Genomic DNA, 20245 nt, shown 5'->3' with positions numbered 1-20245 from the left:
CCAGTCAATCACCGTACGTTCGACGACTCGTTCGAGTCGTTTCGCGCCCGAACGTGTCCGTCACGTCACGTTCGGGCGTAGGCTCCGGCATATGCGCATTGCCGTTTCGTCGGACATGGACGAGCCCGTCGCCCGCCTCGTGGTCGACGAGCTGCGACTGCGCGGTCACACCGTGCTCGCCTACGGAGCCCTGCGCCCCGGCGACCGCCACGACTGGGCCTGGAGCGCCGCCTCCGCCGCCCGCGCCGTCTCCGAGGGCCACGCCGAACAGGCCGTCGTCTGCTGCTGGACCGGCACCGGCGCCGCCCTCGCCGCCAACAAGGTCCCCGCCGTCCGCGCCGCCCTCTGCCCTGACGCCTACACCGCCGACGGCGCCCGCCGCTGGAACGACGCCAACACCCTCGCCCTGAGCCTCAGGCTGACCAGCGAGCCCCTCCTCAAGGAGATCCTCGACGCCTGGTTCGCCGCCGCCCCCAGCGGCGAGGCCGACGACCGCGCCAATGTCGCCCACATCGCCCACCTGGAGGAGGCCCGATGAGCGAGCTCCCCTGGGTTGTCATACGCCAGGACGACAACGGCAACCGCTACCGCGTCGGCCGCTACGAAACCCGCGAGGAGGCCGAGCGCATCGCGGACGCGCTCGACACCCGAGGGCACAAGCAGCTCTACACCATCGAGCGAATAGACCAGCACGCGACATAGAGTGCCGCGCATGCCCGAACCCCTCATCGTCGTGGTCGGCGCCGCCCTCCTCCACGAAGGCCGCCTCCTCGCCGCCCGCCGCAGCGCCCCGCCCGAGCTCGCCGGCCGCTGGGAACTCCCCGGCGGCAAGCTCGAACCCGGCGAGTCCGCCGAGCAGGCCCTCGTCCGCGAGCTCCGTGAGGAACTCGGCGTCGAAGCCGAGCCCTTGGAGCGCGTCCCCGGCGAATGGGCCCTCAAGCCCCCCTACGTCCTGCAGGTCTGGACCGCCCGCCTCCTCTCCGGCACCCCCCAGCCCCTCGAAGACCACGACGAGCTGCGCTGGCTCACCCCCGAGGACGCGGATTCCGTCGACTGGCTCGACCTGGACCGCCCCGCAGTGGCCTGGGCGGCGGCGCGGCTGTCAGCGGCGGCGCGTGCCGGACGGCCGGGCTGAGGGTGCCCGCGATGGCGATGGCGAGCATGGCGGCGGTGAGGACGAGGACGGTGCGGACGGGGCCGACGGTGGAGAGCAGGTAGCCGGCGCTGAGGGAGCCGAGGGGGAGGACGCCCCAGGAGAGGGTCTTGGCGGCGCTGGCGACCCGGCCCAGGAGGTCGTTGGGGACGAGGGTCATGAGGTAGGTGACCAGGACGACGTTCCACATCGGGCCGACGAAGGCGGTCCCGGCGGCGATCAGGCCGAGGAGCAGCGGGCTCGGGGCGACTGCGAGCAGGGGGAGCAGGGCCGCCCAGACCCAGTTGACGCCGATGATGACGGCCTTGGGGCTGAAGCGGCTGTGCAGGCGGCCGGCTGCCAGGGCGCCGAGGAAGCCCCCGCCGCCGTAGATGCCGAACATGAGGCCGATGTCGCCGGGAGAGGCGTCCAGGCGCTGCGCGAGGAGCACCAGGGTCAGTGCGAGGGCCTGGAAGATCAGGTTGCTGGCGGCCACCAGGAGCACGGCCGTGCGCACCAGGCGGTGGCGCCACAGCCAGCTCAGGCCGCGCCGGGTGTCCTGCCACAGGGACTGCGGCTCGCCGCTGCGTTCCCCCTGCAGGTCGCGCCGGACGAAGAGCAGTGCGACGGCGCCGACCGCGTACGAGAGCGCGTCGGCGACGAAGGGCAGGGCGCGGCTCACTCCGAAGAGGAGACCGCCCAGCGGTGGGCCCGCGAGGGCGGCGCCACGGGACTTGGCCTCGTTCTGGGCGAGGGCGGCGGGCAGCAGCGCGTCCGGGACGATGACGGGGAGGGCGGCGCTCTCCGTCACACCGAAGAAGGCGAAGCAGGTGCCCTGGGCGAACGTGACGACTGCGAGCTGCGCGACCGTGAGCACGTCCAGCCCCAGGGCGAGCGGCACGGTCGCGAGGGCCAGGCCCGCGGTGAGCTCGCTGACGATCATGATGCGGCGGCGGTTCCAGCGGTCGGCCAGGGTGCCCGCCGGCAGATGGGCTATCAGGTACGGGAGGGTGCCGGCGGCTCCGACGAGGCCGGCGTCGGAGGGGGAGCGGGTGAGCGCGAGGACGAGCAGGGGTAAGGCCGTGGCGGTGACGCTCGCACCGAGGGTGGAGATGATCTGGCCGGCCCACAGGACCAGGAAGTCGCGGTTGCGCCACAGGGACGGCGGGGCGGGGACCTCGGTGGTCATGTGGGCTCCCGCTCGTCGGGGGTGGGGAAGGCGTTGAAGAGGACCGTGATGTGGCGGCTGCCGGGGGAGGCCTGATCGGGTTCGCGGTGCCAGCGGCTGAGCAGGGCGATGTACTCCTCGGCGAACTCGGCCAGTTCGGCGGCTGTGAGCGTCGTGCCGCCGAGGGAGTTCATGGCCGCTGTGCCGAACTCGCCGAAGGCATCGGGGTCGGCCATGAGATCGGCCAGGAAGGCGGTCAGGGTGCGGTCGGCGCGATCGCGCCACTGGCGGAAGATCTCGCGGGTGACCGTCTCGGCCTCGGGGGTCGTGGGGCGGCGGGGCAGCCTTACGTCCTGGGGTACGGAACGCCAGTACCTGCGGCGGCCGGCCGAGCGGGCGTGGTCCTCCTCGATGAAGCCGAAGCGGGCGAGCCGGCGGAGGTGGTAGCTGGTGGCGCCGCGGTCGGCGCCGAATTCGGTGGCCAGGTCGGCGGAGGTGGCGGGTCCGTGGCGTTCGAGATGGGTCAGCATCTGCTGGCGCAGGGGATGGGCGAGGGCTTTGAGGGCGTCGATGTCCGACAGTTCGCGGGGCGGTTCGCTGGGCATGTTGAGAAGATATCTATGCAAACTTTTCTTCTCAATCTCTGGAGGTCTACGGTTGACGTAGTTGACAGGTTCGCGCGCAGCGCCGAGGTGGGATGCGGAGGAATATCGGGTATGGGGGGATTGATCCGCCAATGGCCGGGAAGCCGGCCCGGCTCTACCCGGTCTGGATGTGGACGTGGACGGCGTGAGCGCGAGCGTCGACGGTAGCGGGAGCAGTGGGACCAGCGGGACCGGTGCGGCCTCGGAGGGCCGGGAAGTGGCCGGGCCGGCGGGGTCGCGTGCCCGGAACCGGGGCGGGGGGCTGCAGCCGGGGCACTCGCAGGGGCAGGAGGCCGCCCGCAAGGCGGGGACGCTGCTGGACGAGCTCAAGGTGGCCGTGGTGATGCTGGACACCAGCGGCCGCGTGCTGCTCTGGAGCCCGCTGGCCGAGGAGATGCTCGGGTGGGCCGGCGAGCACGTCGTGGGCCGCAGGCTGACCGGGCTGCTGGTCACCGACGCCGGGGGCGCGCATGCCCGGCGGATGGCGGCAGTGCCGTCGCCGGGGCCGGCCGAGCGGATTCTGGCGGAGCTGCTGGGGGCCGGGCGGTGGACGGGGATCCTCACACTGCGGCACCGGGACGGGCACTCCGTACAGGTGGAGGCCAGGGCGTCGCTGCTGGTGGACGGGGACGGGCGGCCGTTCGTGCTGGCGTCGGTCGCCGAGACCAGCCAGCTGCGGACGCTGGAGCACGACCTCGCCGCGCTGGACAGCCTCTTCGACAGCTCGCCGCTGGGCGTGGCGATCTTCGACACCGATCTGCGCTACGTCCGGGTCAACGAGGCCCTGGCCCGGATGAACGGCCTCCCCGCCACCGAGCACATCGGCCGCCGCGCGGCGGGCATCGTCAACCCGAAGGTGGCCGACGAGCTGACCGTGCTGCAGCAGCACGTGCTGGACACCGGCCGCCCGGTGATCGACTTCGTCATCCCGGCGCCGACGGGCCACGGCCATCGCTCGGTGTCGTACCACCGCCTGGAGGACCGGGCGGGCCATGTCCTGGGCATCAGCTGCACCGTGATGGACGTGACCGAGCGGCAGCAGGCGCATGTGAAGATCGAGCGGGCCCGGCAGCGCCTCGCGCTGCTGAACGACGTCGGCTCGCGGTTGTCGGACCTGCTTGACGTACGCCGTCTGGCGGAGACCCTCGCGGAGGCGCTGGTGCCGCGCTTCAGCGACTTCAGCGGGGTCATCCTGCACGCCGCCGTGCCGGACGGCGGGGAACTGCCGATGCACACGTACGGCGAGACCACGCAGGAGATGCGGCAGCTCGGCATCGGCAAGATCAAGAGCGGTCCGCTGGTCGACCTGATGATCGGGATCGGGAAGGTCATCAAGGTCACCACGGAGGGGACCTTCGGGACGGCGCTGCTCACCGGCAAGCCCCAGCTGGTCGAGGGGGAGGAGCAGTTGCGCGCCACGACGTATCCGGGGGATCCGAAGATCCAGGCGGCGATCGACCTCGGCGTCCACTCGCTGATCGTCGCGCCGCTGCGCGCCCGCGGCATCATGCTCGGGCTGCTGGTGGTGAGCCGGATCGAGGGCCGCGACCCCTTCGACCAGGACGACCTCGCGCTGGTGATGGAGCTCGCCGACCGCTCGGGCGCGGCGCTGGACAACGCCCGGCTGTACGTACGCGAGCGGGAGGGTGCGCTGATGCTGCAGCGCAGCCTGCTGCCGCAGAGCGTGCCCGAGCCGCCCGGCGTGCAGCTGGCCTTCCGCTATGTGCCCGGCAGCAGCGGGGCGGCGGCCGGCGGCGACTGGTTCGACGCGATCCCGCTCGCGGGCGGGCGGATCGCGCTGGTGGTCGGGGACGTGATGGGCCACGGGCTGCGCGCGGCGGCCACCATGGGGCGGCTGCGCACGGCGGTCCGCACCCTGGCGGGCCTGGACATGGCCCCGGACGAACTGCTGCGCCGCGTCAACGACCTGGGCGACGACCTCGCGCAGAGCCGCGCCGAGGGCTGGATGGCGACCTGCGTGTACGCGGTCTACGACCCCTCGACCCGCCGCTGCACCGTCGCCTGCGCGGGGCACTTTCCGCCCATCCTGGTCGTCCCGGGACCGGACGGCGAGGTGCGGCAGCTGGAGGTCCCGGCGGGCGTGCCGCTGGGCGTCGGAGGCGTGGACTTCGAGTCGGCGGAGGTCGAAGTGCCGGACGGGGCCGTGCTGGTGCTCTACACCGACGGTCTGGTCGAGGCGCGCGGCGAGGACATCTCGGAGGGCATCGACCGGCTCTGCGCGGTCCTGCGCGCGACCCAGTCGGAGGGGGAGGGAGCCTCCCTGGAGGACGCCTGCGACGACCTGCTGGCCAGTATGACCCCGGGGCGCGAGCCGGACGACGTGGCGCTGCTCATGGCCCGCCTGGGCGGCCTCCCCGAGGGGAGCACCGCCTCCTGGACCTTCGCCGCCGAGCCGAGCGCCGTACGGCAGGCCCGGCGGCATGTCCGCGAGACGCTCAGCGACTGGGGGCTGCACACGATCGTGGACATCACGGTGCTGCTGGTCAGCGAGCTGGTCACGAACTCCCTGCGGTACGCGCACGGGCCGATCGGCGTCCGTATGGTCCGCGGCACCTCGCTGCTGGTGGAGGTCTCCGACCCGCTCCCCGACCCGCCGCGCGAGCGCTCCGCCGCTGAGGACGACGAGGGCGGCCGCGGCCTGCAGTTGGTCGCCCGCGCCTCCCGCCGCTGGGGCACCCGGCACGGTCCGCTGGGCAAGACGGTCTGGTTCGAGCTGGCGCTGGACCGGCGGCACACATAGGGGTTCCCCTCTTGCCTGGGTCCGACGTGCGTATGCCGGGCTGTGCAGGGTAGTTGAACTGGGCGCAAAGCGGAATCCGTATGTGCTGAGATGATGCTGTGATCGACAAGACCATGTGCGGAACGGGGTGAATGCTGAATACTCGGCACGAGCCGGTCCGTAAGTGTGAGCTGGAGGGGTCGGGCGTGAGTGTTGAGCCATCGGGTGGCGAAGAGCCCCGGAACCCTGCGGTCACTGCCTCGCGCCAGCACGTCTGGCAGTCCAGCCCGGCCGGATCGATATACGACTACATCCGAGTGGCCTCCTTCTCGATCGGCCCGGACGGCCGCATCGAGCAGTGGAGCGAGCGCGCCGAGGAGTTCTTCGGCACGCCCGCCGCCAAGGCGATCGGCAAGGACCCGATCACGGCCTTCGCGCCGGAGGACCTGTGGGACCGGGGCCACGAACTCGTCGTGGAGATACTCGACGGCCGCGAGTGGATCGGCGTGACGCCGTACCGGGACGCGTCCGGGGGCGAGGGCCTGGCCGAGATCTACGTGATGCCGTCGGAGAGCCGGGACGGCGGGCGCGGGGCGGTCTGCATCGCGGTGGACGTGCGCGTACTGCGCTCCATCGAGACCGATCTGGCGTCCTCGCAGGCGGTGTTCGGACAGTCGCCGATGGGCTTCATCATCTTCGACACGGACCTGAAGCTGCTGCGCGTCAACGAGCAGTTCGCCAACACCTTCGGGAAGCCCGCCAAGGACTACAAGGGCCGCACCCCCTACGACTTCCTGTCCCGGGTCGAGGGCGACCGCCTCACCGCCGCGCTGCGCCAGGTGCTGGAGAGCGGCGACCCGGTGCTGAACATGACGCTGGTCGGCCTGGCCCACAGCGAGGAGGCCGGCGCCAAGGCCAGCCGCCGGCGCTGGTCGGTGTCGCTGTACCGGCTGCACGGCGGCAGCGGGCGGCCGATCGGCGTCGCCGGCATGGCCCAGGATGTGACGGGCCGTCAGCGTGCGGAGCGGGAGGCGGCCCACAACCGGCGCAACCTCGCGCTGCTCAACGAGGCGGGACGGCGGATCGGCAGTTCCCTGGACCTGGAGACGACCGCGCGCGAGCTGCTGGACGTCGCCGTGCCGAGCTTCTGCGATCTGGCCTCGGTGGACCTCTACCAGTCGCTGCTGTCCGGCGAGGAGGGCCCCGTCGGCACGGCCGACGGCAGCGGCGAGATACGCCGGGTCGCCTTCGCCAGTGCCGTCTCCGACGCCCCGGTCGGCCGCGAGCCGGTCTCCGTCGGCGCGGTTCACCGCTACCCCTTCTCCTCGCCCTACGCCAGCGCCCTGCGCACCGCCCAGACCCAGACCCAGGTCCCCGAGTCCGACGAGGGCTCCGGCGCCGGCTTCGTACAGTCCACCCTGGCGGTGCCGATGGTCGCCCGCGACACGGTCCTCGGGCTCGTGCAGTTCTCCCGGGCCAAGGGCAGCGAGCCCTTCAACGAGCGCGACCGCATGCTCGCCGAGGAACTCGCCTCACGGGCCGCCGTCAGTATCGACAACGCCCGCCTCTACCGCCGCGAGCACGAGCGCGCGCTGATACTGCAACGCAGCCTCCTGCCCCCGGGCAACCCCGAGGCGGCCGGACTCGACATCGCCTGCCGCTACCTCCCCGGCAACATGGAGACCGAGGTCGGCGGCGACTGGTTCGACGTCATCGAACTGCCCGGGCACCGCACCGCCCTGGTCGTCGGCGACGTCATGGGGCGGGGGCTGCGCGCAGCCGTCGCGATGGGCGAACTCCGCACCGCGGTACGCACCCTGGCCCTGCTCGACCTCGAACCGGCCGACGTCCTCACGGCGTTGGACGAGGTCGCCCGCGGCCTCGGCGGCCCCGGCGACGACGGCCCCCGGCACGGCAAGACCGGCAACAAGGCCAAGGACGCCGCCGCCGGCCTGTCCGAGGTCTACCTCGCCACCTGCGTCTACGCCGTCTACGACGCCGTCACCCGCCGCGTCACCATCGCCAACGCCGGCCACCTCCCCCCGGCCATCGTCGAGCCCGGCGAACCCGCGCTCCTGCTGGAGGTCCCCTCCGGCATGCCGCTCGGCGTCGGCGGCGAGCCCTTCGAGGAGGTCGACGTGGACCTCCCCGACGGCGCCCTCCTCGCCCTCTACACCGACGGCCTGGTCGAATCCCGCAACCACCCCCTCGACGAGGGCCTCATGGCCTTCCGCGAGGCCCTCGACGACTCCCAGCGACCCCTCGAGGACGTCTGCGACCACATACTCGCCCGCCTCGACACCGCCCACGGCGAGGACGACATCGCGCTGCTGATGGCCCGCGTCCAGGGCCTCCCCGAGGACTCCGTCGGCGACTGGGTACTCGAACCCGACCCGAAGTCCGTCTCCAAGGCCCGCGAGTTCGCGCGCGAGCGGCTCCTGTCCTGGGGCCTCGGCGAGCTCGTCGACACCACCGAACTCCTCGTCAGCGAACTCGTCACCAACGCCCTGCGGCACGGCCACGGCGACATCCGCCTGCGGCTCCTGCGGGACCGCACCCTCGTCTGCGAGGTCTGGGACGACGCCCTCGTCCAGCCCCGCCGCCGCCGCGCCCGCGACACCGACGAGGGCGGCCGCGGCCTCCAGCTCGTCACGCTCCTCAGCTCCGCGTGGGGCTCGCGCCGTACGCACATGGGCAAGACGGTGTGGTTCGAACTCGCCCTGCCGGGCGACGAGTCGACCCGCGAGATGTCCGAGGAGGAGCTCCTCAGCCTCTTCTGAAACCCAGCCCGTCCGGCGATTGAGGACACGCCCGGAGGGCGTTCGGGGTCCAGGGGCGGAGCCCATGGTTTCGGGAAGGGGCGGGGTGGGGGAACACCCCCTCGCTTCAGCTCCGGCGGCGGATCACGTTCCCCAGCCACACCAGCGGATCGACTGCTCTTCACGCCGCCCTCGCGGGCGCTTCGCTTGCTTCGGGACGGCTGCGCCGGACTCCGTCCGTCGGGTCGTGGGCGCCGGGGGCCGGGGCGTGCGGCCGTGGGGTCAGCTCCGGCGGCGGATCACGTTCCCCAGCCACACCAGCGGGTCGGCTCCTCTTGACGCCGCCCTCGCGGGCGCTTCGCTTGCTTCGGGACGGCTGCGCCGGACTCCGTCCGTCGGGTCGTGGGCGCCGTGGGCCGGGGCCGGGGCCAGGGCCCAGGGGGTCAGCTCCGGCGGCGGATCACGTTCCCCAGCCACACCAGCGGATCGTACTTGCGGTCCACCGCCCGCTCCTTGAGCGGGATCAGCGCATTGTCTGTGATCTTGATGTGCTCCGGGCAGACCTCCGTACAGCACTTCGTGATGTTGCAGTACCCCAGCCCGTGCTCGTCCTGCGCCGACGCCTTGCGGTCCAGCCCAGCCTCTTCCGCCGCGTCCAGCGGGTGCATGTCCAGCTCGGCGATCCGCATCAGGAAGCGGGGCCCGGCGAAGGCCGCCTTGTTCTCCTCGTGGTCGCGCACCACGTGGCAGGTGTCCTGGCACAGGAAGCACTCGATGCACTTGCGGAACTCCTGCGAGCGCTCCACATCGGCCTGTGCCATCCGGTACTCGCCCGGCGCGAGCCCGGCGGGCGGCACGAAGGAGGGCACCTCCCGCGCCTTGGTGTAGTTGAAGGACACGTCGGTCACGAGGTCCCGCACCACGGGGAACGCCCGCATCGGCGTCACCGTGATGGTCTCCTCCTCCCCGAAGACCGACATGCGCGTCATGCACATCAGGCGGGGCCGGCCGTTCACCTCCGCGCTGCAGGAACCGCACTTGCCGGCCTTGCAGTTCCAGCGCACGGCGAGGTCGTTGGCCTGGGTGGCCTGGAGCCGGTGGATGATGTCGAGGACGACCTCGCCGTCGTGCACCTCGACGTCGTAGTCCTGGAGGCCGCCGCCCTCGGCGTCGCCCCGCCAGACCCTGAAGTGCGCCTTGTACGTGCTCAACGGTCCAGCTCCTCGTCGGTGAGGTACTTGAGCAGCTCGTCCTGGTCGAAGAGGGCGAGCAGATCGCCGCGGACGGGCGGCATGTCGCGGCGGGTGACGGAGATCTGGCCGAGCAGGTCCTCCGCGGGTTCGGCGAGCGCGCAGACCAGGTTGAGCTTGCGCCAGTTGCGGTCCATCTCCGGGTAGTCGTCGCGGGTGTGGCCGCCGCGCGACTCCGTACGCAGCAGCGCGGCGCGGGCGACGCACTCGCTGACCAGGAGCATGTTGCGCAGGTCGAGGGAGAGGTGCCAGCCGGGGTTGAACTGGCGGTGGCCCTCGACGCCGGCCCGGCGGGCGCGCACGCGCAGGGTGGCGAGGCGGTCCAGGGCCTCCTGCATCTCGTCGGCCCGCCTGATGATGCCGACGAGGTCGTTCATGGTCTGTTGCAGCTCCTGGTGGAGGCCGTACGGGTTCTCCGGGGCCGCCGTGGAAGCGGGGTCCTCCGCCTCGGCGCTGAAGGGCCGCAGGGCCTCGGCCGCGGCGGCGTCGATCTGCTCCTCGTCGATCGCGGGGCGCGCGCCGCCCAGCCCGGCGGCGTACTGCGCGGCGTGCTGCCCGGCCCGGCGGCCGAAGACCAGCAGGTCGGACAGGGAGTTGCCGCCGAGGCGGTTGGAGCCGTGCATGCCGCCGGCGACCTCGCCGGCGGCGAAGAGCCCGGGGACGCCGGTGGCGGCGGCGGTGTCGGGGTCGACGTCGACCCCGCCCATGACGTAGTGGCAGGTGGGGCCGACCTCCATGGGCTCGGCGGTGATGTCGACGTCCGCGAGCTCCTTGAACTGGTGGTGCATGGAGGGCAGCCGCCGCTTGATCTCCTCCGCCGGCAGGCGGGTCGACACATCGAGGAAGACCCCGCCGTGCGGGGAGCCGCGGCCCGCCTTGACCTCGGAGTTGATGGCGCGGGCGACCTCGTCGCGGGGGAGCAGTTCGGGCGGGCGGCGATGGTTCTCGGGGTCGGCGTACCAGCCGTCGGCCTCGTCCTCGCTCTGCGCGTACTTCTCCTTGAAGACGTCCGGGATGTAGTCGAACATGAACCGCTTGTCTTCGCTGTTGCGCAGGACGCCGCCGTCGCCGCGCACGGACTCGGTGACCAGGATCCCCTTCACCGACGGAGGCCAGACCATCCCGGTGGGGTGGAACTGCACGAACTCCATGTTGATCAGCGGCGCCCCCGCCAGCAGCGCCAGGGCGTGCCCGTCCCCGGTGTACTCCCAGGAGTTGGACGTCACCTTGAAGGACTTGCCGATCCCGCCGGTGGCCAGCACCACGGCGGGCGCCTCCATGACGAAGAAGCGCCCGCTCTCGCGTACGTAGCCGAAGACCCCGCTCACCCGGGGGCCCTCTTTCAGCACCCTGGTGACCGTGCACTCCTGGAAGACCTTCAGCCGGGCCTCGTAGTCCCCGTGCTCCTTGAAGTCCTCCTGCTGGAGCGAGACGATCTTCTGCTGCAGCGTACGGATCAGCTCCAGGCCGGTCCGGTCCCCGACATGCGCGAGCCGGGGATACTCATGGCCCCCGAAATTGCGCTGCGAGATCCGGCCGTCCTTCGTCCGGTCGAACAGCGCGCCCCAGGTCTCCAGCTCCCACACGCGGTCCGGCGCTTCCTGCGCATGCAGCTCGGCCATCCGCCACTGGTTGAGGAACTTCCCCCCGCGCATGGTGTCCCGGAAGTGGACCTGCCAGTTGTCGTGCGGATTGGCGTTGCCCATGCTCGCCGCGATGCCGCCCTCGGCCATCACGGTGTGCGCCTTGCCGAACAGCGACTTGCAGATGACGGCGGTCCGCAGCCCCTGTTCCCGGGCCGCGATCGCGGCGCGCAGCCCGGCGCCGCCCGCGCCGATCACCACGACGTCGTACGTGTGCCGCTCGACTTGCGTCATGTCAGAAGAACCTCGGATCGTGGAATGCGCCGCTCGCGACAAGGAACACGTAGAAATCCGCCACCGCCACACTGATCAGCGACGCCCACGCGAGCTGCATGTGACGTGCGTTCAGCTTCCCGACCCACCCCCAGAGCCGATAGCGCACAGGGTGCTGGGAGAAGTGCTTCAGCCGGCCGCCCACGATGTGCCGGCAGGAGTGGCAGGAGAAGGTGTACGCCCAGATCAGGACGATGTTGGCCAGCAGGATCAGCGTGCCGAGCCCCGCGTGCCCCCACTGGCCGTGGGTGTCCCGGAAGGCCAGCACGACGTCGTAGGTCAGGATCCCGGCGACCGGGATCGCGAAGTAGAAGAAGTACCGGTGGATGTTCTGCACGATCAGTGGGAAGCGGGTCTCCCCGGTGTACCTGGCGTGCGGCTCCGCCACGGCGCAGGCCGGCGGCGACTGCCAGAAGCCCCGGTAGTACGCCTTGCGGTAGTAGTAGCAGGTCAGCCGGAAGCCCAGCGGGAAGATCAGCACCAGCAGGGCGGGGGAGAGCCCCCACCAGTCCCCGAACAGCGGCCATCGCGCCCCCAGCGGCATGTCCACGCAGTTCGCGCCCAGACAGGGGGAGTAGAAGGGCGAGACATACGGCTCGCTGTAGTAGTCGGCGTTCGCGAAGGCCCGCCATGTCGAGTACGCGACGAACGCCGTCAGCCCCAGTGCGGTGACGAGCGGCGACACCCACCATCGGTCGGTACGCAGGTGCCGGGCGGCGATCGCCGCCCGGCCGCTCGTCAGTACACCGTTCTTGCCTGTCGTTCCGGTCGTCGTTCCGGTGGCCAAGGATCACTCCTGGGAAGGGGAGCGCGGATGGGGGTGTCTGCGCGTCGTACGTCCCGTGCCTACGGGTCCCGTGCCTACGGGGCGTGCCCGTACGGCGATCCCAGCCCCTCGTCCTCCGCGCCCGACCACAGCTTCGGGTCGTACGGCGTGTCCGAGATGGTCACCATCTCGGGGCGGGGTTTCGCGCCGCTCTGCGGCGCGCTCTGCCGCAGCAGCGCGAGATCCTCACGCAGATGGTCCGTATCGGCGCGTACGCGCCGCATGTCGACACTGTTGCCGCCGACATGTTGCTCCAGCTGCGAAACGGCCCTGTTGAGGTCGTCGAGCCGACGCTGAACCGTTGACAGGTCGTCCTGCAGGGACATGGCTGTCCTCACCTCCGCCACGTTGCGGGTGCGCGACGCTAACGCCAGGAGAGTGTCGCGCGTCACAGTCGCGCTTGGGAAGAGATCTGCACCGATTCTCCCACGGAGGTGTGCCCTCAGCCCGTCCGGCCAAGCAGGACTACGCCGCTCGGGTGGCAACGCGCCCCGTGCGCGCCGTGTCGGGCGCCCGGCGCGCACGCGGTCCCTTTCAGTAGGTGCGATAAGCGGCAAATACCGCAAGTGATCATGGCCCCGCTCGCGGAGGTACGGACCCATGGCCCGCAGCGTCACTCTCACCGGCACCGCGCTCACCGCGGCGCTGGCCCTCGCGGTCGCCGGATGCTCGTCCGGCCCGGACGACTCCGCCGCCGGTACCGACATCGCGACCGCCCCGCGCGACTCCGTTCGGGACGGGGGGACGCTGCGATGGGCGGTGGACTCCGTGCCGGCGACGCTGAACGCGTTCCAGGCGGCAGCCGACGACACGACGGCGCTGGTCACGGGCGCCGTGCTGCCGGTGCTGTTCCGGCTGGACGGCAGGGGGCGCCCGCAGCGGGACGCGGACTACCTGGAGTCGGCCGAGGTGGTGGACACCGCGCCGAAGCAGGTCGTGACGTACCGGCTCAATCCGAAGGCCAGGTGGTCGGACGGCCGTGCCGTCACCGCCGCGGACTTCACCGCCCAGTGGAAGGCGCTGAGCGGCAGGGACGACGCCTACTGGACCGCGCGCAACGCGGGCTACGACCGGATCGCCTCGGTCAGGCCCGGCAAGGACGCCCGCGAGGTCCGGGTCACCTTCGCCCGCCCGTACGCCGACTGGCAGTCGCTCTTCTCCCCCCTTTACCCGGCCTCGGTCACCGGCACCGCGACCGCCTTCAACGAGGGTGCCCGCTACAACCTCCCCGCCTCGGCCGGTCCCTTCTCCGTCGGTGTCGTCTCGGCCAGGGCCGGCACCGTCACCCTGGTGCGCAACCGCTCCTGGTGGGGCGACCGCGCCAAGCTCGACGCGCTCGTCCTGGCCGCTGTGCCGCGCGCGAAACGCCCCGCCGCGCTGGCGGCCGGGACGCTGGACATGGCGGCGTTCGAGCCCGCGTCCTACGCCGCCCTGCGCAAGCAGGAAAAGGCGAAGAAACTCGTCCTGCGCAAGACGGCCGAGGCCGCCTACTCCCAGCTCGCCCTCAACGGCGCCTCGGGCGCGCTCGTCGATGAGCGCGTACGCCATGCCGTGGCCCGCGCGATCGACCGCCAGGCCATCGCCGACGCCGTCCTGAAGCCGCTCGGCCTGCCCGCGAAGCCGCTGGGCAACCACCTGCTGCTCGCGTCGCAGGAAGGTTACGCCGACCACAGCTCGGCCCTCGGCTCGGTGAGCGCCTCGTCCGCACAGGCGCTGCTGGCCGATGCGGGCTGGAAGCCGGCCAAGATGCAGCCCGCCGGGGAGGGCGCGAACGCCGCCGGGCCGGCCCTGCACAGCGTCAGGACCGGCAAGCTCCTGACCCTGCGCTTCCTCCTCCCGGAGTCCTCGCGCACCCTCGACCGGGTCGGCGCCCGCATCGCCCGCATGCTCGCCCGCATCGGCGTACGCACCGAGATCACCCGGGTCGCCGACGACAGCTTCTTCCGCGACCACGTGGCCTCCGGCGACTTCGACCTGGCCCTGTACTCCTGGCCCGGCACCGCCTACCCGGCCACCGACGACCACCCGATCTTCGCCAAGCCCGAGCCCGCCGCCGACGGCACCCTCACCGTCAAGCAGAACTACACCCGCGTCGGCACCGACCGGATCGACCAGCTCCTCGACCAGGCCGCCGCCGAACTCGACCCCTCCGCCGCCCGCGACCTCACCGCCCGCGCCGACGCCCGCATCTGGGCCGCCGCCGCCTCCATCCCTCTCTACCAGCGCCCCCAGCTGGTCGCCCTGCGCCCGTCCGTCGCCAACGCCGGAGCCTTCGGCTTCGCGACCCCGCGCTACCAGGACATCGGCTTCAGGAAGCAGTGACCGTCGTCCGGTCCAGCAGCCGCCTCGTCACCGCGACCCGGTCCAGCCCGGGCGCGGTGCGTTCGGCTTTCGCCAGTACCTCCCGCGCCTTCGCCGCCTCGCCCAGATACGCCAGCGCCACCGCCCGTGTGCAGAGCGCCCGCGCCCGCGACAGCGCGTCCGGTGCGATTCCGGCGGCGTACGCGGCCTGCTTGGCCGCCTGCTTCGGCCACTGCTTCAGCAGCGACTCGACCGCCCCCAGATCGGTCACCCGCACCAGCAGCGGCTGCGTGTCCCGGATCTCCTGCATCGTCCGCGCGAACTGCGGCAGCGCCTCGTGCGGCTGCCAGTGGCCCGCCGCGACGCCGTCGGCCATCGCGGCCGCGTACACCGCAAGGGCTCCCGCCTTCGGCTGCGCCGCCTCGGACCGCTCGTACAGTGCGTTCGCCTGCTCCGCCGCCTCCGCGAAGCGTCCTTCCGCGAGCGCCAGCGTGCACGCCGTGCCCAGCCACCGCGGGCTTGAGTCGTTCTCGCCCAGCGCCGCCCGCGCCTCCCCGATCCGCCCCGTCAGCAGCTTCCGCGACGCCTCCAGCACGGCCGGGGCGTATGTCCACTCCTCCAGCCGCCGCTGCTGGTCGCCGAACGGCAGCCGGAAAACCGTCCAGAACGCGGACATCGGCGTTCCCGGCTTGGCCAGCAGCAAGGTCATCACCGCGATCCCCAGCCCGATGCTCACCATCGGCCAGACGGCCGCCACCGCGACCGCCAGCGCCGCCTCCACGGCCAGGACGCCCGCCACCGCCGACCACAGCCGCCACTTCCGTGGCCGCACCAGCACCGAGCACGTGTTGAACGGCACGACCGGCACCGGCCGGAACACCAGCAGCCGCCCGGCCACGGTCGTCGAGCCCAGCCACTTCCCGGCCCCGACCGACATCGTCACCACCGTCATCCCCGCCCACCGGCTCACCAGCAGCGACAGCAGGACGTGCAGCTCCAGCCCCAGCAGCATCCCCAGCAGAAAGGTGAACGGCCCCGCCGGCGAGTCACCGGCCAGACGCGCGCCCATGAACCCGAGGACGCCGGCCGGAATGATGACGAGAAACCGCTGGGCGCTCCTGCGGCGCCGCTTCTTGGCGGGCGCGGGCGGAAAGGTGTGTGACGCGCTGCTGAACATGGCCGCGATCATGACAGACGCGTTGTCCCTGGCGACAGGGTGTTTGCGCAACGTTGGCACACCGTGGCGGCCGGCGGCGGGGAGCTGCCCGGGCGGCCGATACCGCCTGAGCCCCGTACCATGGGGTGAGGCCGTGGCTTGACTCGCCCGGCGGGCAGGTGTGCCGATGAGGGCGCGCCGCCACCCACCAACCCGGGAGAAGCGCCGCAGTATGCCCACGCGCCACGACATTCGTAACGTCGCCATCGTCGCCCACGTCGACCACGGCAAGACGACCCTCGTCGACGCCATGCTGAAGCAGGCGGGCGCTTTCGCGGCCCATCAGCACCTCGACGACCGCATGATGGACAGCAATGACCTCGAACGCGAGAAGGGCATCACCATTCTCGCGAAGAACACCGCCGTCAAGTACCACCCCAAGGGCGGTGGCGACCCGGTCACCATCAACATCATCGACACCCCCGGCCACGCCGACTTCGGCGGTGAGGTCGAGCGCGGCCTGTCCATGGTCGACGCGGTCGTCCTGCTGGTGGACGCCTCCGAGGGCCCGCTGCCGCAGACCCGCTTCGTGCTGCGTAAGGCGCTGCAGGCCCAGCTGCCGGTGATCCTGTGCATCAACAAGACGGACCGCCCGGACTCCCGGATCGCCGAGGTCATCGACGAGACCTACGACCTCTTCCTGGACCTGGACGCGACCGAGGAGCAGATCGAGTTCCCGATCGTCTACGCCTGTGCGCGTGACGGCGTCGCCTCGCTCACCAAGCCGGAGAACGGCACGGTCCCGCCGGACAGCGACAGCCTGGAGCCGTTCTTCTCCACGATCCTGAGCACCGTCCCCGCCCCGGTGTACGACGACGCGGCGCCGCTGCAGGCGCACGTCACCAACCTGGACGCGGACAACTTCCTCGGCCGGATCGCGCTGCTCCGCGTCGAGCAGGGCCACCTGAAGAAGGGCCAGACCGTCGCGTGGATCAAGCGCGACGGCACGATGAGCAACGTCCGGCTCACCGAGCTGATGATGACGGAGGCGCTCACCCGCAGGCCCGTCGAGTCGGCCGGCCCCGGTGACATCTGCGCGGTCGCCGGCATCCCGGAGATCACGATCGGCGAGACCCTCGCCGACCCGGAGAACCCGATCGCGCTGCCGCTGATCACGGTCGACGAGCCGGCGATCTCGATGACCATCGGTACGAACACCTCGCCGCTGGTCGGCAAGGGCGGCAAGGGCCACAAGGTCACCGCCCGCCTGGTGAAGGACCGCCTGGACCGCGAGCTGGTCGGTAACGTCTCGCTGCGCGTCCTGCCGACCGAGCGTCCCGACGCCTGGGAGGTCCAGGGCCGCGGTGAGCTCGCGCTCGCCATCCTGATCGAGACCATGCGCCGGGAGGGCTTCGAGCTGACCGTCGGCAAGCCCCAGGTGGTCACCAAGCAGGTCGACGGCAAGATGTACGAGCCGATCGAGCGCATGACGATCGACTCCCCCGAGGAGTACCTCGGCGCGATCACGCAGCTGATGGCGACCCGCAAGGGCCGCATGGAGACCATGAGCAACCATGGCTCCGGCTGGGTCCGCATGGAGTGGATCGTGCCGTCCCGCGGCCTCATCGGCTTCCGTACGGAGTTCCTGACCCAGACCCGTGGCACCGGCATCGCGCACTCCATCTTCGAGGGCCACGAGCCCTGGTTCGGCGAGCTGCGCACCCGTAACAACGGCTCGCTGGTGGCGGACCGGTCCGGCGTCGTGACCCCCTTCGCGATGATCAACCTCCAGGAGCGCGGCGTCATCTTCGTCGAGCCCACCACCGAGGTCTACGAGGGCATGATCATCGGTGAGAACTCGCGTTCCGACGACATGGACGTGAACATCACCAAGGAGAAGAAGCTCACCAACATGCGTGCGGCTTCCGCGGACAACACCGAGAACGTGGTGCCCCCGCGCAAGCTCTCCCTGGAGCAGTCGCTGGAGTTCTGCCGCGACGACGAGTGCATCGAGGTCACCCCGGAGACGGTCCGCATCCGCAAGGTCGTCCTCGACCAGAAGGAGCGCGGCCGCACCGCGTCGCGCGCGAAGCGGTAACACCCGCCGAAGGGCCCGTTCACCTCACCTCGCGTGAGGGGGACGGGCCCTTCGGCGCTTTCCGGCGAACCGTGGGGATAACCCTCGGTGTCCAAAGGACCGCGACATGGCAGCATGACCGCTAGAGCCGTGGGTACCAGCACTGGTTGCCGCTCTCCGAGGCCCTGTGACACAGCCCCGCCCATCACTCAGCGTGACGGATGGGACTGCAACTCCAGCCTCACCGGCGCACGGTTCGCAGCTGGTTACTCCGTGGGGTGACGCGCGTAGCGTTCTATACGCGGTACGGCCATCATCACGTGAGTCTCCGTGGGTCTTCGCTGTCCGGATATCGGACACTCATTCTCGGAAGTTGTGTTAAGAGTCCGTTTCGCGGCTGTCTGTCTACGTTCTAAATGTCCGATATGTGGGACAAGTTGCTGCCTGATGTGATGAAAGCGAGACCATTTGGATGTGGTTCAGAGGCTGAATGTGCTCGATAGTTGGACCCGTTGAGCTCGGGTCAATGGGTCATGCGCTGATGGGGCGCGCCGGCTCACGAGCACGGGTAGCCGGTTCCGCTGTCAGGGGTGTCAGCGTGTAACCGACGCCCTTCATGTACTGACAGTGACTCCTGAGGAGGGGAACCCATGCGCGGTGCCAAGAGTGCCAAGTGGGTAGTGGGCACGATTGTTGTTGCCCTGGCCGCGACTGCCTGTGGCGGCAGTGACGGCGGTTCGAGCACCAAGTCCGACGGCATCGTGTCCATGGAGATCGGTGAGCCGCAGAACGGGCTCGTCCCGAGCAACACCTATGAGACCGAGGGCGGTGAGGTCATCGACTCCCTGTTCACCGGCCTCACCCGGCTGAACGCCGACAACAAGGTCGTCAACGACCTGGCGGCGTCGATCGAGACGACCGACAGCAAGGTCTGGACGATCAAGCTCAAGAGCGGTTACACCTTCCACAACGGCGAGAAGGTCACCGCCTCGTCCTTCGTCGACGCCTGGAACTACGGCGCCAACCAGGACAACGCGCAGCAGACCAACGCGCTCTTCTCGCACATCGCGGGTTACGCGGACCTGAACCCGGGCGAGGGCAAGAAGGTCACCACGACCACGATGTCCGGCCTCAAGGCGGTGGACGACAGCACGCTGAGTGTCACCCTCACCGCGCCGTTCTCCGCCTTCCCGTCCCAGCTTTCCTTCACCGGGTTCTCCCCGCTGCCGAAGGCGTTCTTCAAGGACCCGAAGGGCTTCGGCGAGAAGCCGATAGGCAACGGCCCTTACGAGATGAAGGGCAGCGTCAAGCACAACGAGTCGATCAGCGTCGTCAAGTACGACAAGTACCCCGAGGCCAAGAACTACGAGGTCAAGGGGATCAACTTCAAGATCTACTCTGACCAGGACACGGCCTACAAGGACCTGGTCGCGGGCAACATCGACATCGACGACTCGATCCCGACCTCTGGTCTGGCCACGTACAAGAAGGACCTCGGCGACCGCGCGATCGACGAGTCCGACTCCGGCGTCGGCTACCTCGGCTTCCCGCTGAAGTACAACAAGTACTTCGCCAACGTGAAGCTGCGGAAGGCCATCTCCATGGCCATCGACCGGGAGACGATCGCGTCGAAGATCTTCCTCGGCTCGCGTATGCCCGCCGACGACTTCATCAGCCCGATCATCGAGGGCTACCGCAAGGGCGCCTGCGGCGACGCCTGCACGCTGAACCCGACCGAGGCCAAGAAGCTCTACAAGGAGTCCGGCGGCCTTCCGGACGACAAGCTGGAGATCGGCTACAACGCCGACGGTGACCACAAGGCCTGGATCGAGGCCGTCGCCAACGAGCTGCAGCAGAACCTCGGCATCAAGGTCACGGCCAAGCCGTTCGAGCAGTTCGCGACCATCCTGAACGACCTCGACGCGAAGAAGTACAGCGGCGTGTTCCGTATGGGCTGGAACATGGACTACCCGAACATGGAGAACTACCTCGCGCCGATCTTCTCCAAGGACGCCATCGCGAACGGCTCCAACTACGCGGGCTACTCCAACCCGGAGTTCGAGAAGGACCTCAAGGCCGGTGACCAGGCGCCGACTTCGGCCGAGGCCATCAAGCAGTACCAGGCTGCGGACGACATCATCCTCGACGAGATGCCGTACATTCCGGTGTACTTCTACAAGCTGAACGCCGGCTACAGCAGCAAGATCAAGAGCATGAAGATCGCCGGTGGCGACGTCCTGTGGGACACCGTCAAGCTCGCCTGAGCAACCGAGTGA

General features: G+C 70.4%; 15 protein-coding genes. 8 read left to right on the top strand and 7 right to left on the bottom strand.

All coding sequences use genetic code 11. The annotated features are described in order from the left end of the window. Positions 1–91: 91 nt before the first annotated feature. Genes OG607_RS15990 through OG607_RS15980 form a run of 3 tightly spaced genes read left to right on the top strand, consistent with a single transcriptional unit; the run spans position 92 to position 1135 of the window. Positions 92–538: an RpiB/LacA/LacB family sugar-phosphate isomerase gene (locus OG607_RS15990; RefSeq protein WP_405723766.1), complete on the top strand. Its 447-nt coding sequence runs from the start codon at positions 92–94 to the stop codon at positions 536–538. Beyond that, complete coding sequence (locus tag OG607_RS15985) at positions 535–702, top strand: SPOR domain-containing protein (protein WP_405723764.1); 168 nt, start codon at positions 535–537, stop codon at positions 700–702. The genes OG607_RS15990 and OG607_RS15985 overlap by 4 nt, the downstream gene beginning before the upstream one ends. A gap of 10 nt (positions 703–712) precedes the next feature. Next, positions 713–1135, top strand: coding sequence for a (deoxy)nucleoside triphosphate pyrophosphohydrolase (locus OG607_RS15980; protein WP_405723762.1), 423 nt, complete (start codon positions 713–715; stop codon positions 1133–1135). Here OG607_RS15980 and OG607_RS15975 read toward each other — a convergent pair. Continuing rightward, positions 1026–2321: an MFS transporter gene (locus tag OG607_RS15975; protein ID WP_405723760.1), complete on the bottom strand. Its 1296-nt coding sequence runs from the start codon at positions 2319–2321 to the stop codon at positions 1026–1028. The genes OG607_RS15980 and OG607_RS15975 overlap by 110 nt on opposite strands. After that, on the bottom strand, positions 2318–2905 hold the full coding sequence (locus OG607_RS15970) for an ArsR/SmtB family transcription factor (protein WP_405723758.1): 588 nt from the start codon (positions 2903–2905) through the stop codon (positions 2318–2320). The genes OG607_RS15975 and OG607_RS15970 overlap by 4 nt, the downstream gene beginning before the upstream one ends. A 175-nt stretch (positions 2906–3080) precedes the next feature. On the opposite strand from OG607_RS15970, the gene OG607_RS15965 reads away from it, so the two are divergent. Together OG607_RS15965 and OG607_RS15960 are read left to right on the top strand one after the other, a co-directional pair. Continuing rightward, positions 3081–5705, top strand: a complete 2625-nt coding sequence (locus tag OG607_RS15965) for a SpoIIE family protein phosphatase (RefSeq protein ID WP_405723756.1) — start codon at positions 3081–3083, stop codon at positions 5703–5705. Between the two features lie 131 nt (positions 5706–5836). Next, positions 5837–8464: a SpoIIE family protein phosphatase gene (locus OG607_RS15960; RefSeq protein ID WP_405723754.1), complete on the top strand. Its 2628-nt coding sequence runs from the start codon at positions 5837–5839 to the stop codon at positions 8462–8464. Between the two features lie 422 nt (positions 8465–8886). Here the strand turns inward: OG607_RS15960 and OG607_RS15955 are convergent, their stop codons facing one another. The 4 genes from OG607_RS15955 to OG607_RS15940 form a co-directional block, all read right to left on the bottom strand. Further along, positions 8887–9654: a succinate dehydrogenase/fumarate reductase iron-sulfur subunit gene (locus OG607_RS15955; protein WP_405723752.1), complete on the bottom strand. Its 768-nt coding sequence runs from the start codon at positions 9652–9654 to the stop codon at positions 8887–8889. Further along, positions 9651–11570, bottom strand: a complete 1920-nt coding sequence (locus tag OG607_RS15950) for a fumarate reductase/succinate dehydrogenase flavoprotein subunit (protein ID WP_405723750.1) — start codon at positions 11568–11570, stop codon at positions 9651–9653. The genes OG607_RS15955 and OG607_RS15950 overlap by 4 nt, the downstream gene beginning before the upstream one ends. Position 11571: 1 nt before the next feature. Beyond that, entirely contained in the window at positions 11572–12396 is an 825-nt protein-coding gene (locus tag OG607_RS15945; protein WP_405723748.1) for a hypothetical protein, read from the bottom strand. Between the two features lie 74 nt (positions 12397–12470). Continuing rightward, positions 12471–12761: a hypothetical protein gene (locus tag OG607_RS15940; RefSeq protein ID WP_405723746.1), complete on the bottom strand. Its 291-nt coding sequence runs from the start codon at positions 12759–12761 to the stop codon at positions 12471–12473. Positions 12762–13035: 274 nt separating this feature from the next. Here OG607_RS15940 and OG607_RS15935 point away from each other — a divergent pair, with 274 nt between their 5' ends. Further along, the gene (locus tag OG607_RS15935; RefSeq protein ID WP_405723744.1) at positions 13036–14757 is read left to right on the top strand and encodes an ABC transporter family substrate-binding protein; all 1722 of its coding nucleotides are present in this window, start codon (positions 13036–13038) and stop codon (positions 14755–14757) included. Here OG607_RS15935 and OG607_RS15930 read toward each other — a convergent pair. Continuing rightward, positions 14744–15913 carry a hypothetical protein gene (locus OG607_RS15930; RefSeq protein WP_405723742.1) on the bottom strand — a complete coding sequence of 390 codons (1170 nt, stop codon included), beginning with the start codon at positions 15911–15913 and terminating at the stop codon, positions 14744–14746. The genes OG607_RS15935 and OG607_RS15930 overlap by 14 nt on opposite strands. A 211-nt stretch (positions 15914–16124) precedes the next feature. Between OG607_RS15930 and typA the strand changes: the two genes are divergently transcribed. Continuing rightward, a complete protein-coding gene (typA, locus tag OG607_RS15925; RefSeq protein WP_405723740.1) occupies positions 16125–17990 on the top strand; it encodes a translational GTPase TypA in 1866 nt (621 codons plus the stop codon). A gap of 629 nt (positions 17991–18619) precedes the next feature. Next, entirely contained in the window at positions 18620–20233 is a 1614-nt protein-coding gene (locus OG607_RS15920; protein WP_405723738.1) for an ABC transporter substrate-binding protein, read from the top strand. Positions 20234–20245: the final 12 nt, after the last annotated feature.

The sequence above is a fragment of the Streptomyces sp. NBC_01537 genome (assembly GCF_045040445.1).
Classification (GTDB): domain Bacteria; phylum Actinomycetota; class Actinomycetes; order Streptomycetales; family Streptomycetaceae; genus Actinacidiphila.
The sequence above is the reverse complement of the archived record's forward strand: the minus strand, read 5'-3'. Positions and strand labels throughout refer to the sequence as shown.